At 46.1% G+C, this 14,857-nt stretch carries 13 protein-coding genes and 1 pseudogene; 10 read left to right on the plus strand and 4 right to left on the minus strand.

The window, feature by feature from the left end; all coding sequences use genetic code 11:
• Positions 1-85: 85 nt before the first annotated feature.
• The 3 genes from RIE73_RS08350 to RIE73_RS08360 form a co-directional block, all read right to left on the minus strand.
• On the minus strand, positions 86-928 hold the full coding sequence (locus RIE73_RS08350; RefSeq protein ID WP_446400749.1) for an urease accessory protein UreD: 843 nt from the start codon (positions 926-928) through the stop codon (positions 86-88).
• Between the two features lie 12 nt (positions 929-940).
• Entirely contained in the window at positions 941-1,753 is an 813-nt protein-coding gene (locus RIE73_RS08355) for an ion transporter (RefSeq protein ID WP_446400750.1), read from the minus strand.
• A 343-nt stretch (positions 1,754-2,096) separates the two neighbouring features.
• Positions 2,097-2,783, minus strand: coding sequence for a GDSL-type esterase/lipase family protein (locus RIE73_RS08360; RefSeq protein ID WP_446400751.1), 687 nt, complete (start codon positions 2,781-2,783; stop codon positions 2,097-2,099).
• A gap of 296 nt (positions 2,784-3,079) precedes the next feature.
• Between RIE73_RS08360 and RIE73_RS08365 the strand changes: the two are divergent.
• The 6 genes and pseudogenes from RIE73_RS08365 to RIE73_RS08390 all read left to right on the plus strand — a co-directional run bounded on the left by RIE73_RS08365 (position 3,080) and on the right by RIE73_RS08390 (position 8,804).
• Positions 3,080-3,704: pseudogene (locus tag RIE73_RS08365) on the plus strand (Uma2 family endonuclease).
• A gap of 76 nt (positions 3,705-3,780) precedes the next feature.
• Positions 3,781-4,650 carry a polyphosphate kinase 2 gene (ppk2, locus tag RIE73_RS08370; protein ID WP_446400752.1) on the plus strand — a complete coding sequence of 290 codons (870 nt, stop codon included), beginning with the start codon at positions 3,781-3,783 and terminating at the stop codon, positions 4,648-4,650.
• Positions 4,651-4,659: 9 nt separating this feature from the next.
• Positions 4,660-4,875 carry a hypothetical protein gene (locus tag RIE73_RS08375; RefSeq protein WP_446400753.1) on the plus strand — a complete coding sequence of 72 codons (216 nt, stop codon included), beginning with the start codon at positions 4,660-4,662 and terminating at the stop codon, positions 4,873-4,875.
• A gap of 97 nt (positions 4,876-4,972) precedes the next feature.
• Positions 4,973-6,310, plus strand: coding sequence for an adenylosuccinate synthase (locus RIE73_RS08380; RefSeq protein ID WP_446400754.1), 1,338 nt, complete (start codon positions 4,973-4,975; stop codon positions 6,308-6,310).
• A 171-nt stretch (positions 6,311-6,481) separates the two neighbouring features.
• Positions 6,482-7,111: a 50S ribosomal protein L25/general stress protein Ctc gene (locus RIE73_RS08385; protein ID WP_446400755.1), complete on the plus strand. Its 630-nt coding sequence runs from the start codon at positions 6,482-6,484 to the stop codon at positions 7,109-7,111.
• A gap of 172 nt (positions 7,112-7,283) precedes the next feature.
• Positions 7,284-8,804: a bifunctional aminoglycoside phosphotransferase/ATP-binding protein gene (locus RIE73_RS08390; protein WP_446400756.1), complete on the plus strand. Its 1,521-nt coding sequence runs from the start codon at positions 7,284-7,286 to the stop codon at positions 8,802-8,804.
• 89 nt (positions 8,805-8,893) lie between these two features.
• On the opposite strand, the gene RIE73_RS08395 is transcribed toward RIE73_RS08390, so the two are convergent.
• The gene (locus RIE73_RS08395; protein ID WP_446400757.1) at positions 8,894-9,061 is read right to left on the minus strand and encodes a metallothionein; all 168 of its coding nucleotides are present in this window, start codon (positions 9,059-9,061) and stop codon (positions 8,894-8,896) included.
• Positions 9,062-9,638: 577 nt separating this feature from the next.
• Here RIE73_RS08395 and RIE73_RS08400 point away from each other — a divergent pair.
• The 4 genes from RIE73_RS08400 to RIE73_RS08415 all read left to right on the plus strand — a co-directional run bounded on the left by RIE73_RS08400 (position 9,639) and on the right by RIE73_RS08415 (position 14,564).
• Positions 9,639-10,556, plus strand: coding sequence for a hypothetical protein (locus RIE73_RS08400; RefSeq protein ID WP_446400758.1), 918 nt, complete (start codon positions 9,639-9,641; stop codon positions 10,554-10,556).
• Positions 10,507-11,178, plus strand: coding sequence for a response regulator transcription factor (locus RIE73_RS08405; RefSeq protein WP_446400759.1), 672 nt, complete (start codon positions 10,507-10,509; stop codon positions 11,176-11,178). The genes RIE73_RS08400 and RIE73_RS08405 overlap by 50 nt, the downstream gene beginning before the upstream one ends.
• Before the next feature lie 75 nt (positions 11,179-11,253).
• Positions 11,254-13,158, plus strand: coding sequence for a CHASE2 domain-containing protein (locus tag RIE73_RS08410; RefSeq protein WP_446400819.1), 1,905 nt, complete (start codon positions 11,254-11,256; stop codon positions 13,156-13,158).
• Positions 13,159-13,766: 608 nt separating this feature from the next.
• Positions 13,767-14,564: a DUF928 domain-containing protein gene (locus RIE73_RS08415; protein WP_446400760.1), complete on the plus strand. Its 798-nt coding sequence runs from the start codon at positions 13,767-13,769 to the stop codon at positions 14,562-14,564.
• Positions 14,565-14,857 lie beyond the last annotated feature (293 nt).

The raw sequence follows: 14,857 nt of genomic DNA on the forward strand, positions 1-14,857 counted from the left end.
AGCTGACACAGCTAAAATTGTGGAATAGATTTGATGATTAAATTGGGCAGATTGATGGTTAAATTGGGCGCACGTCGGTGCGCCCCTACAGTAGCCAAACTCGTGGTTTGGAAACTGTGCGATCCAGATAGGTAAGACGTAGACATTGCCAAACTTCTGTAAACCAGTTTCGCACCTCGGTGGTTGATGAACCGCGATAACGGCATAATAATCCTTGGTTCTGAGTTTGCGTCACTCCGGCTTCTCCTTGGCGCTGGGTTGCTGTCCACAGGCTTCTGGCATTATCTACTATCTCCGATGATACGGGTTGCCCGATCCAGATCAGGGTTCCGACAATGGGTTGTCCGGCTAATCCATGGGGACTATCGAGTACCGCTTCTCCTCCTGGTAACCACTGACGATCAATCCACAATGGGCGCCCTTGCTGCCAGATTTCGGTATGCGATCGCCAATCTCCTTGTAAGAACCGTTCCTTCCTGGCAGTACGCCCAAATCGGGTAATCTCCCAGGCTAACCAACTGGCGCCCGGAGCTAATTCTACCTTCATCTGCTGCTGATAAACCGCACCATTAAATACAATTGTTTGCTGGGGTAACCATTCCAAACAAGCCCCCGCCTCGACGTGGATATGAATCCGTTGGTTGGCGCTTTGCCCGTTGCTGCGATAGATTTTACTCGCCGCCGCCGTGGTAATCAAGGCTTGAGCATTTTCTTGGAGGTGAATGGTTTGAGATAAGCGATCGCCGCCAACCATACCTCCGGCTGTATGTAAGACGACGGTATGACAAACCCCTTGCCCTTCTGGGTAAAACGGGCGCTGCACCTTCAGAGGGGAAGTTATGCGATCGCGCACTAAGCGGGTTTTGCCCTGATCATTGGCATAGACTAACTCTAAACTGCCTTGCCATTCTGTTTTAGGATGAGACATTCCGAATGGGGATCAATGAATAGGTTTTCCGCAATGAGGACAAAACTTTGAGGTTCGCTTGCGTTTCATCGGGTGTTTCGCTTGGAGTTCTTCGGAGAATCCAGACGCCAATATACCAGCAGGTAAAGCAAATAAACCAATTCCCATCACCGCTAATATCGCCCCCAAGAATTTCCCGATTAGCGTCACCGGATAGACATCACCGTAGCCTACAGTGGTTAAAGTAATCACACCCCACCACATGGACATAGGGATATTGGGAAACGCTTCTGCTTGTGCCTCATGTTCGGCAAAATAAATTAGACTAGAGGCGCAAAATAATAAAATAAACAAAACGAAAAAGCTAACAATTAATTCTTCTTTTTTAGAATGAATCACTCGTCCTAATGTTCTTAATGAACTTGAATAACGGCTCAACTTAAGAATCCTAAAAAAGCGAAATAAGCGTAAGGATCTTAAAAATCGCAAATCCGGAAATAGGAGGGGTAGATAAAAGGGTAAAATTGCAATTAAATCGATGATCATTAAAGGGGTGAGCATGAATCGTAGCCGTCCCCATACCGGATACTTATAGTCTGGATTGACCGTACATATCCAAACTCTTAATATATATTCAACGGTAAATACGGCAATTGAAAATCTCTCAAAAATAAGAAAGTATTGTCTATACTGCTGCCAAATTGGCTCAACTGTTTCCAATGTAAAGCTAATTAAATTCAGAGCGATTAATGTCCAAATAATTCCGTCAACGATTTGGCTAGCTCTATCCCTAATATCAGGTCGCTCTAAGATTTGATAAAGTCGCAGTTTAATTTTATATATCATGGCGCCTTTTGATGAGGGATTAAAAATCAAAGACTAATGAACCATTGAATTATGAATCATGAATTCTATAATTTAACGTCCTTCTCCTTATCCTTGACATCGTTTACATTGAATCAATCGAGTATTCTCAATAACCACAGACAAATAACGTGGCTGGCTTTTCCAGGGAGCGAGTATGACATAAGACATAAGACATAAGACATAAGACATAAGACATAAGACATAAGACAAAAGGCTACCAACCCAAGCCGGGACAAATTTGTTCTCTGTTCCCTGTTCCCTGTCCCCTGTTCCCTTTCCTAACCAAAATGTCCCGCCTTAGACCTATAGCCGACAAAATTGTTTAAAGATGACGGAATGGTTCCCAATCCAGAACATCATCTAGCAACGCCCGATACCCCATCACATTGGGATGAAGTCCATCTGAAGACAGTTGCTTAGTCCACCACTGAGTTCCCCGATTCATCCAGAGATCAAAAATATCCAGATAAGGAATCTGGCGTCTCAGACAAGCTAAACGAGTCGCTTCTTTATAGCGATACTGATCATCATGAGTATAGTAGAAACAATCTAGAAAAGGCATCTTCGTTTCATCCACAGGAACCATTCCCACAAACAGAACCGGACATAAGCGCTGGGCTTGGTTGAGTAGATTTGCCAGTTCCTGTTGGAAAGTCTCAAAGTCTGTATAATTACGACCTGTGGAACGTCCGACACGGGCAGAATCATTCACGCCTACAGATAAAATTATGGCATCAGGGACGCGATTTCTCAGTTCCCCCCGACGGCGAAACTCATGTTCGAGACGTTCTTCGACTTGCTTGACACCATCACCTCGGACGCCCAAATTGTAGAGGACATGACCGGGACTCTCGGGTAACATGCATTGGCGTCGTAGCCGTTCAACCCAGCCCCCTCCTTCGGGATCACCAAATCCATAGATTAGGCTATCGCCCAAGACAACCAGTTTAAGGGGATGTCCTGGAGTTCGGTGGGAGGGATGAAGGCTAGGAGCAACGATGGTTTGCATAGACAATTGTAGTTCGTCAGGTGCTTGTTTACAAATTGATACAATTACAGGAATTGATACAATGTTACCTTATCGGAGGCTCACGCCATAGTCGCTAGATTTTCTGTGTTAGCCAAAGCCCAGTCAAGATTCATGGCACTGAAAAGCGTGTATATGGGGATTGCCGAAACCCTTGATATCCTGTAGGGTGGGCATTGCCCACCAGCTTAGGCGTCAGTACCATTCCAGTTAAGATAATCAGGACGGTTTCCTCAAGTGGGGAAATCATCCTTGAGAAACCTTTCTCCCCACACACCATGATTCAAGCCTTACCTAAACCTGTAACATTCGATGAATTTATTGCTTGGTATCCAGAGAAATCAGAACACCATTATGAACTTCACAATGGAGTAATTATTGAAATGCCTAAACCCACTGGCAAACATTCACGGATAGCCGGTTTCCTTGTCGCTGAACTGAACGTTGAAATCCGCAGGGCTTTACATCAGAGTTTTATTTCCAAGGAATGCGTGATCAAACCCATCCCTTATGAGTCCGGATATGAACCGGATGTGATTGTGTTGAATTCCCAAACTATCGGAGATGATCCCCGATGGGAACGAGAATCTATTATTACTCAAGGGTCTTCCACACGTCTGGTGGTTGAGGTCGTTTCGACTAATTGGAGTGATGATTATGCGCTGAAGCTGGAAGACTACGAGGCGATGGGTATTCCTGAGTATTGGATTGTGGACTATCTGGGATTAGGGGGGAGGCGCTACATTCTACATTGGTAACCCCAAACGACCGACATTTAGTGTTTACCAACTCATTGACAGTGAGTATCAGGTGAGTCAGTTTAGGGGAGATGACCGCATTGTTTCACCCACGTTCCCTGATCTAAAGTTGACGGTTCAACAGGTCTTTCAGGCTGGGGAGTGATTTTTGATACAAAAAAATATTGTATAGCGGTTTTCTATGATTTCCTGAGCTAGAGTAGCGAGAGCTATCTTAAATAATGTCCAACAAGTCAACCAACGGAAAAGTGACAGATCAAACAAATTCCCTAGTCAAAGAAAAAGAAAAAGTGAAAACCGACAAAGGCAAATCCAAGAAATTGAAGAAAAAAGTTTACAAACGGGAATTGCGTCGGTTGCAGGTTGAGTTAGTCAAATTGCAGGAATGGATTAAACAAAAGGGATTAAAAGTTGTCGTCGTTTTTGAAGGGCGGGATGCAGCCGGGAAAGGTGGCGTAATCAAGCGGATTACAGAATGCTTGAATCCCCGTGTGTGTAAAGTTGTGGCGCTGGGGACACCCACAGAACGAGAGAAAACCCAATGGTATTTTCAACGCTATGTGCCATATTTGCCAGCAGCCGGGGAAATGGTACTGTTTGACCGCAGTTGGTACAATCGAGCGGGTGTGGAACGAGTGATGGGGTTTTGCACGGATGAGGAGTATCAGGAGTTTCTGCGATCGTGTCCAGAATTTGAATGCATGATTCAGCGATCGGGAATTATTCTGATCAAGTATTGGTTTTCCGTGAGTGACGATGAGCAAGAACGCCGTTTTCGTCAACGCATGGAAGATCCCACCAAGCGCTGGAAACTCAGTCCCATGGATTTAGAGTCTCGCGCTCGCTGGGTGGAGTATTCTAAAGCCAAGGATGAAATGTTTGCGGCGACGGATATTAAGCAATCGCCGTGGTATGTGGTGGAAGCCGATGAGAAAAAACGCGCCCGTCTTAATTGTATTTCTCACCTGTTAAGTCTGATTCCCTATAAAGATTTAACACCAGACCCGATTGAATTACCCCCCCGACAGCCGGAATCGGAGTATCACCGTCCGCCTATGTCTACACAAACGTTTGTCCCTGAGATTTTCTGAGGTTTCGGTGTGGGGTGTCGGGTGTGGGGTGTCGGGTGTGGGGTGTGGGGTGTGGGGTGTCGGGTGTGGGGTGTGGGGTGTCGGGTGTCGGGTGTCGGGTGTGGGGTGTGGGGTGTCGGGTGTGGGGTGTCGGGTGTGGGGTGTGGGGTGTCGGGTGTCGGGTGTCGGGTGTGGGGAGATGGGGAAGATGAGGGAGGGGAGCAACGAATGACAAATGACGAATGACGAATGACAAATGACGAATCACCAAATCGATTGACAGCGATCGCACCTGCTGCACATAATGGTGATTTGTGTAAACTTTAGCGCGTATAATAAACCCTTGGCTAACGTTGTTGTAATCGGTGCCCAATGGGGCGATGAAGGAAAAGGTAAAGTCACCGACTTACTAAGCAAGTCCGCAGATGTCGTCGTCCGTTACCAGGGGGGGGTCAATGCGGGACATACCGTGGTGGTTCAGGGTCAAACCTTTAAGCTGCACCTGATTCCCTCTGGGATTTTATATCCAGAAACAGAATGTATTATCGGATCGGGGACAGTCATTGACCCCCAAGTTCTGATTGGTGAACTTGACCAACTCGAACAATTAGGCATTTCTACCCAAAAACTGCTCATTTCCGAAACAGCTCACGTCACGATGCCTTATCATCGGTTAATCGACCAAGCATCGGAAGAGCGACGGGGTGACCATAAAATCGGTACCACAGGTCGAGGAATTGGTCCAACCTACGCCGATAAATCTGAGCGTATTGGTATTCGAGTTGTCGATCTCATGGACGCCGATATCCTACGCAAACAGCTTAATTGGACAATTAATTATAAAAATGCTGTTCTAGAAAAACTCTATAATTTAGCGCCCCTAGATCCGGCGACGGTGATCGATCAGTATCTAGCGTATGCTGAACGATTACGTCCTCACGTAGTTGACTGTTCGCTGAAAATTTATGATGCGACTCAACAACGACGCAATATCTTATTTGAAGGGGCGCAAGGGACGTTATTGGACTTGGATCATGGAACCTATCCCTACGTCACCTCCTCCAACCCAGTAGCAGGTGGTGCTTGTGTGGGTGCGGGGGTAGGACCAACGATGATTGATCGGGTCATTGGTGTGGCTAAAGCCTATACCACCCGCGTCGGTGAAGGACCATTTCCCACGGAACTTCATGGCGAACAGGGACAACTCTTATGCGATCGCGGTGCGGAATTTGGTACAACAACCGGACGCCGCCGTCGCTGCGGCTGGTTTGATGCGGTTATTGGGCGCTATGCGGTTCGGATCAATGGGATGGATTGTCTGGCAATCACCAAGCTTGATGTTCTTGATACCCTAGAAGAACTCAAGGTTTGTGTCGCCTACGAAATCAATGGTCAACGCTGTGAAGACTTTCCCAGCAATGCACGTCGGTTTGCTCAGTGTCAACCGATCTACAAAACGTTACCCGGTTGGCAACAATCTACTGTTCACTGTCGGACATTGGACGATTTACCCAAGCAGGCGCTAGCTTATCTAAAGTTCCTGGCAGAACTGATGGACGTGCCGATCGCACTCGTGTCTTTAGGTGCCAGCCGTGACCAGACTATCATCGTAGAAGATCCTATCCATGGACCCAAACGAGCATTACTCGACGCTAATGGTATCCCAGTAACATCGGGATAAACTTGTTCTTTGTCCTTTGTTCTTGGTCTTTTGTCCTTGCTTGTTTGTTCTTTGTCTCCTGTTGTGACGTAACTTGATTCTCCAAAAGCAAGTATGACGAACGACGAATGACATAAGACATAAGACAAATAACGAATCACCAACACCAATACTTGAACCAAACGATTAGCTATGGACGTTAAAGTTGAATGTCAAAAACGAGCCGAGGGAATTAAGCCTAAAGCCTTACGTAGAGAGGGTTTAATCCCCGCCACACTCTATGGTCACAAGGGTGCTGAATCCGTCGCTCTCACGGTTGAAGCTAAAGCCGCAGAAACCTTACTCAAACAGGCTGATGTTAACCATACCCCTGTTCAGGTCAATATTCCTGACCTGTCTTGGAAGGGAAAAGCACTGCTGCGAGAAGTGCAAACTCATCCCTGGAAGCCAATCGTCTATCACCTGAGTTTTTTCTCAGTGGCAAGTCAGGATACTATCCAAATCTCCTTACCTGTAAATTTGGTGGGAACAGCGTTTGGCGTGAAGCAAGGCGGCATTTTAGAACATGTCATGACGGAACTTCAAGTTGAATGCGCTCCGGATAATATTCCAGAAGCCATTGAGGTTGATATCTCCAACTTGGATATCGGTGCCAGCTTGCATGTTCATGAAATTCTATTGCCAGCAGGTGCTACTGCGATGGATGATCCCCAACGAACCGTTGTTAATATCCTCGGTCCGTCCACGATGCCAACTGAACCCTCTGAGGAATCTGAGGTCGATGAAGCAATGTCCTTGTTAGCGAACGAAGAAGAAATTTAACGTTAGAGACATCGTTTTTCGAGCCAGGGAACACAAGATTATCCCTGGCTTTTTTTAATAGGTAGACATAATAAATGTTCAGGGTGAAAAAGTCGCTGCCCTTGAGAAGCAAGCCCTACGTTATTTGTCATTGGTCTTATGCCATTTGTGAAAGTTTGAGGGATAGTTACAGATGTCGGATCTAATTCATCAAATGAAGCAACCGGATTTTTATCCTCATCCGGTTCAAACTCCTATTGATTTGATTCAAACTCATGTGTCTTACGTGTTTCTGACCGGGGATTATGCCTATAAAGTCAAGAAAGCGGTTAACTTTAGCTTTTTAGATTTTTCCACGTTGGAGAAACGAGAGCATTTCTGTTGGCAAGAGTTGCAGATGAATCAACCCCAAGCACCGGAGATTTATCTAGACGTGTTGCCAATTAGTCAAAAGGGCGATCGCTTGATTCTAGGGGATGACTCTCAGCCCGTAGAATATGCCCTGAAAATGCGCCAATTTCCCCAAGATGCCCTGTTTAGCAAACGGTTCGAGCAAGGCAATTTGACGGCAACGGATATGGAGAACCTGGGACGAGTTGTGGCCCAATTCCATGCTCAAAGCCAAACCAATGACTATATTCGCAGTTTTGGGACACCTGCCCAAATTCGTGAGGCGTTTGACGAAAATTATCAGCAAACGGAACACTATATCGGTAGGGCGCAAACCCAACAGCAGTTTAACGAAACGAAACAATTTAGCGATCGCTTTTTTGCCCAACGACAGGCGTTATTAGAACAGCGTCTGGAAAATAACCGGATTCGGGAATGTCACGGGGATTTACACCTGAGAAATATTTGCCTGTGGCATGATCAGATTCAACTGTTTGATCGGATTGAGTTTAATGAACCCTTCCGCTTTGTGGATGTGATGTATGATATCGCTTTTGTGGTAATGGACTTGGATGCGCGGGGGGCTAAGGAGTTGGGGAATGTGTTTCTGAATACCTATCTGGAGCAAACTGGGGATTGGCAAGGGTTGCAGGTATTGCCCTTGTACTTATGTCGCCAAGCTTATGTGCGGGCAAAAGTTACCTCCTTTTTACTTGATGATCCGGCGGTTGCGGAGGAGACGAAGCAAGACGCCGCTAACACAGCAGCCGATTATTATCGACTGGCTTGGGACTATACGAAAACGAATTCCGGACAAGTTGTGATTATGTCCGGGTTATCAGGTTCAGGGAAAAGCACAGTCGCGCGACAATTGGCGCAGCAGTTGGGGGCGATTCACCTGCGTTCTGATGCGGTACGGAAACATTTAGCGGGTATTCCGTTAGATCACAAGGGTACTGATGAACTCTATACCCCCCAGATGAACCAGAAAACCTACGATCGCCTGTTAGAATTAGGCATTATGTTGGCACAGCAGGGCTTCCCGGTGATTCTCGATGCTAAATATGATCGACAGGCATTTCGCGGGGATGCGATCGCTAAAGCCCAGGCACATCAGTTGCCCTTACAGATTCTACACTGCACTGCCCCCATGGAAGTCCTACGCGATCGCCTCTCATCTCGCACGGGAGATGTATCCGATGCAACGGTGGATTTACTCAGTCGCCAACAAGCCACGGCTGAACCTTTCACCGAGGCTGAACAGTCCCTGGTTACGACAGTGGACACGACTCAAGATTGGCAATCACAGGTCAATCACGATTAGATCGTTAGGCTTCTCGTCGATAAAGCTAAATCATAATTCGTAGGGGCACGATACTATCGTGCCCGACTATATGTGGCGTTGGTGAACCATTAAGCGTGACATTCACAACCTGAATGTCCACAGCCAGCACCGTTGGGATGACCGTTAGCGCAAGCATCGCTACAGTAGTATTTGCCGTCTTTCTGCACGGCTGACTCGGTGCTTACCATGCACACGCAGGAGTCACAGGCACATTGGGTTTGAGTGGCAGTGGTCATTGCTTCTCTCCAAAATAGAGTTTTACTCAATATCTGAACAGGTCTTCAGATATTTTTTTTAGCGTAACACCTGAATAGTCGTTCAGATATTAAATTTCCCTTAAGAGTTAACGCCCGACACCCTACCTACTATTCAAGTCGCTGAAGCTGTCACGCATTTAAATTGGGAATGGGTAGCGATCTTGCTGGCTCGTATTACAACGATGTTGCAGTGGTTGACATTAAGGTTTAAATGCCGAACAGCTTACCCGCCCTTTCAGGGTAATGGTGTTTTTTGCAGTTTTCGGCAAAAGGACTGGCAAGATTGTGTCATTCGATCAGCCAAAAAAGGCAACCAACTTGGTCAATTTCGGTAATGGGCGACTGCTCTAAGACTCCTAGTATGGACTTGAAACGCTTTTAAATCTTAAGCAATGGGCTGCGACGTGTAAACAACACCGCTAACGGTACTGGCATACAATCAGTTAAGGCTGAAGTCTTAGTGTTCTTACCATCTTGCTTAAGCAAGGAGTCTGTGCTGCGATCGCTTGCTTTCTGGTCTGAGTCTGCTAATCCAAGCAAAATTGATGATCCCAAAATGGTTGATGCTTCCTATTTGATTGTCCTAGAGTCTGTCGTTTTGAGTGCTGGTGCAGCCATCTGTGTGGGGATATTCCTATCCTACTCTAGGGCGCGACGAGCCTTACGATGGTGGGAACGCAGGCGAGGGTTTCAACTGTATTGTGAAACTGAGCGAATTCGGAATGGGTTGTTGCAAGAGTCATTGGCGATGCGTCGCAGCTTAGAGTTATGGCTGGGAGATACTCATGAGATTTCCCTGGAGCATGTCCGAGGCTGGTTAAAGGGGATTGAAAAGTTCCATCATTCTCTGGGACAATTGAGCGATCGCCTATCGCCTCCTTTTGTTGAGGAAAGTTTGCCCCTAGCCATACAGTATTTGCTCGAACTGTGGCAAACTTACAATCCCCAGCTTAACATTCAGATGGAACTGCCGGGGGATTGGCAGGATGAGTCTCCTGAGTGCTCTCGAGTGATTTTAATCGCCTTAGATGAGTTACTGCGAATTACCTTATCCCAAGGGGGTACATCCCGTTGGAGCAATGACACCAACACCAGAGGTATACTCAGAGGGTTTCAACAATGCCAGACTGAAAAAATTGGTATGCTTCCCTCAGAGGTTTCCACCCAACTATCCATTCATGTCCGCTTAACGAAACAGGGGAAGTTCAGTGATATTAGAGTTCAACTCTTTTATCCTCATCAATCAACAGTGGTTTGTCCATCGAGTCTCAAAGATTTGGACTATCTTAAGGAAGCTTTTCACTTTGTCACCGGAGGACAGTGCTTTTATAAGAGAAAGGAGCTGATGGTCACTTGGCACTTCCGTTGGCGATCGCCCCAACCTCAGCTCCCCAAAGTAACCCTAGACTGCGACGGATTTGAATATGAGTCTAAATTCACCAAAGCGAGTCAAGTCAAAAATTCTCGTGGTTGATGATCACGAAGCCGTCTTGGATGGAACTGTGAATCTGCTCACAAAACAGTACCCAGAAGCAGACGTGATCACCGCTCAAACTGCACGAGGCGCTCAACAACAAGTCGAGGGCGCTCAACCGGATTTGGCGATTCTGGATCTGTCTATTCCAGAGCAACCTGGAGACATGGCGCGAACGGAGACAGGGATTCAACTGTTGAGAACCTTGATGGAGCAGTATCCTACCCTGAATATTGTGGTTCAAAGTGCTCATGTCCGCTCACTGGTGCGTCTCAAACCGGCGATCGCGACTCATGAAGGGGGTTTTACGATTGTAGACAAAAGTCTGCCACTTAAGGAAATGTTAACTAAGGTTGATTGGGCGCTTCAGGGAGTGGTTTACACGCCAAAAGAGATGCGAACGGGGTTGGAAGTTAAGCCAGAATGGTTGGAACTGTTGACCCTAGCCTTTCAAGAAGGATTACAAGATAAAGCGATCGCTCAGCAGATGAATGTTGCTGAACGCACCGTGCGTCATTATTGGACGAAGGTTCAAGACGCTTTGGGCGTTTATCCGGAACCGGGGAAAAATATTCGGATTCAAACCCAGATGCGTGCTAAGGAGGAAGGTTTAATTGATTAGTTATTAGTCATTGATCATTTGTCCTTTGTCATTATTGCCTATTTCCGGTTAAGAGTTCCTTATTCCCTGTTCCTTGTGCAGCGTAACCTTTGGCGAAACATTCAAGCAGAACTTGCCATCTGGCGGGTCGGGGCTTTGCCAGGATTGATTATTATTGGACTGGTCATGCTGGCTCGTCTGATGGGTTCGCTGCAATTTTTGGAATGGGTAGCGCTGGATAATTTTCTGCGGCTGCGTCCTCCTGAACCTATGGATGAACGAATTGTGATTGTCGGGATTGATGAAGGTGATATCCAGCAGGTAGGAACCTATCCTATCCCTGATCAAGATATTGCTGAACTCCTGAGACTATTACAGAACTATCAACCGAATGTGATTGGTCTGGATATCTTTAGAGACTTACCCGTTGAGCCAGGTCACGCTAAACTGGTTGAAGTATTTAGAGAGAGCAAAAACTTAATTGCGATTGAGAAAGCGTTGCGCGATCGCGAGGGGTTTACTGTTAGCCCACCACCCGATTTGCCTCCTGATCAAGCTGGATTTGCTGATGCGGTTCTGGATAGGGATGGTTATCTCAGACGCAGCCTGCTTCGCATTTCTACTCCTCAGGGAGAGCGTAAGTTGTCTTTGACGCTACGTCTGGCTCAAACCTATTTATCTAGTCAAGGAATTCCCTTAGAACCGGGGATTCGTGACCCAAATGCTATCCGGTTTGGTTCCACTGAACTGACTCGGTTTCAACCCAATTCTGGGGGATATGTGAGAGCTGATGCTGGCGGAAATCAGATTTTGCTCAATTTTCGCAGTGGTCGAAAACCGTTTAGAGTGATCTCACTTAATGATATCAAAAGTGGACATGTTGAACCGGATTGGATTCGCGATCGCATCGTCTTAGTTGGTATAACGGCTGCCAGTGTTAAAGATATCGTAAATTCGGCGGCGATTACGGGTGTTAACCCTAAACTGGTTTATGGAGCGGAAATTCAAGCTCATGCGGTGAGTCAAATTATCAGTGCTGTTCTGGATGGGCGTCCCCTTTTACAGGTTTGGTCAGATGGATGGGAATATTTGTGGATTTTTGCCTGGGGGGTTTTCGGTATTAGTCTGGGTCGGCTATTTCAATCCCCTTTAAAGATTTTGGTGGGATTGGGGATGGCTAGTATTGGACTAACGGGTATTTGTTATTTCGGGTTGATTTTAGGGTGGTGGATTCCCCTGGTTCCGGCAATTCTTCCTCTTGTTTTTAATGGTGCTGGACTCACCGCTGGGTTATTCTATCGACATCAACAGGATTTGAGGTTACGACTGCAAGAGCGACAATTTATTATTGACCATACATTTGATACTATCCACAATGGACCCTTGCAAAGACTGGCGCGGATTTTAAGCACGGCTCAAGAAAACCATTTATACTCCGAACTGTTGTTATCTGAACTGAAACAGTTGAACCAAGAAATTCGCACCGTCTATGAATCCGTTCGCCGAGAAACGTTAACCCAAGGTGAAAATATTTATCTAGGAGGTAATTTGGAATTAGATTTACATGCACCAATTCATGAGATTCTCTATCAAGTTTATGATAATACGATAACTCGTGATTTTCCTTGTTTTCAAACCATTAAAGTTAAAATTAATAAATTTGAACCTCTAGAAAGTCGATATTTAAGCCTCGACCAAAAGCGGGGGTTGTGCCGATTTTTAGAAGAAGCGTTGTGTAATGTAGGGAAATACGCTGTTGGGATGACTCGTCTGAGTGTAATTTGCACCCAAGAGAACGGTGAGAATGTTCTTCGCATTATCGATAATGGCGTGGGTTTAGACGCATTATCTGATAACTTAGATCAATGGCGAGGTCGGGGAACGCAGCAGGCAAAAAATCTGGCTCGACAACTGCGAGGAACGTTTCGGCGGTTTCCTAATTCTCCCAAAGGAACCGTTTGTGAATTAACCTGGTCTGTGGCAAAAGCGTGGTTCTGGTAAGCAAGAGGAGGCGATTGAAATCACTGCTAAACAAACAAAGTCCGCCTACGCGGACTAGGTTATAAGGGTGCATATCAACGCAAGTAGGTTGGGTTGAGGAACGTAGGCGGAGCCTTCTCGAAGAGTAACCCAACGCCATCAGGTTAGCGTGAACATTGTATGCTTTCCCTGACATGCTCCCGGTTATAACAAGGATCGCTAATCCGGATTTTGTATCATTTGTCATGGGTAAGAGCTTCAATTATATTTACATAACATAACAGAATATTAGTTATAAACTTTTCCTGAACTTTTCCTGAACTTTCCTGTATCGACAACATTATCTGGGATTAGGGTAACGTTGTTCCAGACGTAGCATGCTACGTCTCTACAGCCTTATCCTGTTCGGGTTAAATATCCTGAAACAAATGGCTGAAACAATGGAGTTTAAAGGGTTACAATTTTGGGCAATCATCAGCACAGAACAGGCTATGTAGTTTTCAGCCAGGACAATAACGGGATCTTGTGATCAAACCATCCCAATTCTGTCATCAGGTTTACACTTATAGGCATGAGATGCTCAGTTTTTGGATTGTATGCTGTAAATAAAGCGTTAAATAGCTAAGACAATGATACAAATTTTATGGCGGCTAACAAAACAATTTAATGGTAAACTCTTAATCAGTGCTTTTCTCAGTTTGTCATTGATACTAGGCGGTGTCGCGTTCGCTGACGAGAAAAATGGAGAGGGCGCACCTGATCCAACGCATACCGGTTCAACGGGTGGACGACTATACCAACCTCCTGCTGATCTGCTGTCGCCCTTTGAGGATGGTTCAGAAGGGAGAAGAGGCGGTTGTACGGGTGATGCACAAATAAGTTTAACAGCCCTTGCCCCTCAAAGCCATGTGGGACAAACGGCTTCTACTCATCCCACCTTCGCTTGGTTTGTTCCGGATGCTCAACCTTATGAGATAATCTTTCAACTCTATGAATATGGGTCAAGTGGGAGTCGTAACGTAATCCAGGAAATTCCGCTACAAAGTTCTCCGGGAATCATGACATTATCGTTACCAAAGGATAAACCTGGTTTATCTGTTGGACAAAGATACGGTTGGAGAGTTGTGCTTCTGTGCAACCCGAACTCCCCCTCTAGCGCTTTAGTGGCGGGGGCGGATATTGATGTTGTCCAGACGCCAGGGATTTTTTCTGATAGTATTGATCCCCTAGAAAGAGCGAAGCAATATGCTGAGGCAGGGTTGTGGTATGATGCATTGGCGGAAGTTTTAGCGTCGGGAAATGAGGCAAGTATTTTACTTGAAGATTTACTTAAGGATTTAGCTGAGTTAGAAAATTTACAAGCGGCAGAAAATGGCAGTGAACAGGGTCAGCGATTGACACAAGTTGTTGAAGAATTACGCAGGTAATTGTTGATTGTTGATTGGTCATTGGTCATTGGTAGGGGTGTAGGGGTGTAGGGTGTAGGGGTGTAGGGTGTAGGGGTGTAGGGGTGTAGGGTGTAGGGGTGTAGGGTGTAGGGGTGTAGGGGTGTAGGGTGTAGGGGTGTAGGGTGTAGGGTGTAGGGGTGTAGGGTGTAGGGTGTAGGGGTGTAGGGTGTAGTAGGGTGTAGGGGTGTAGCCATGCTAACTTAAACCGCCTTGGGTTTAAACCCAAGGCTAAAAGCTCAAGTCAGCTAAAGCTGACTACATCTCCAGTTTAA

This window comes from Coleofasciculus sp. C1-SOL-03 (genome assembly GCF_040220555.1).
Taxonomy (GTDB): domain Bacteria; phylum Cyanobacteriota; class Cyanobacteriia; order Cyanobacteriales; family Coleofasciculaceae; genus Coleofasciculus.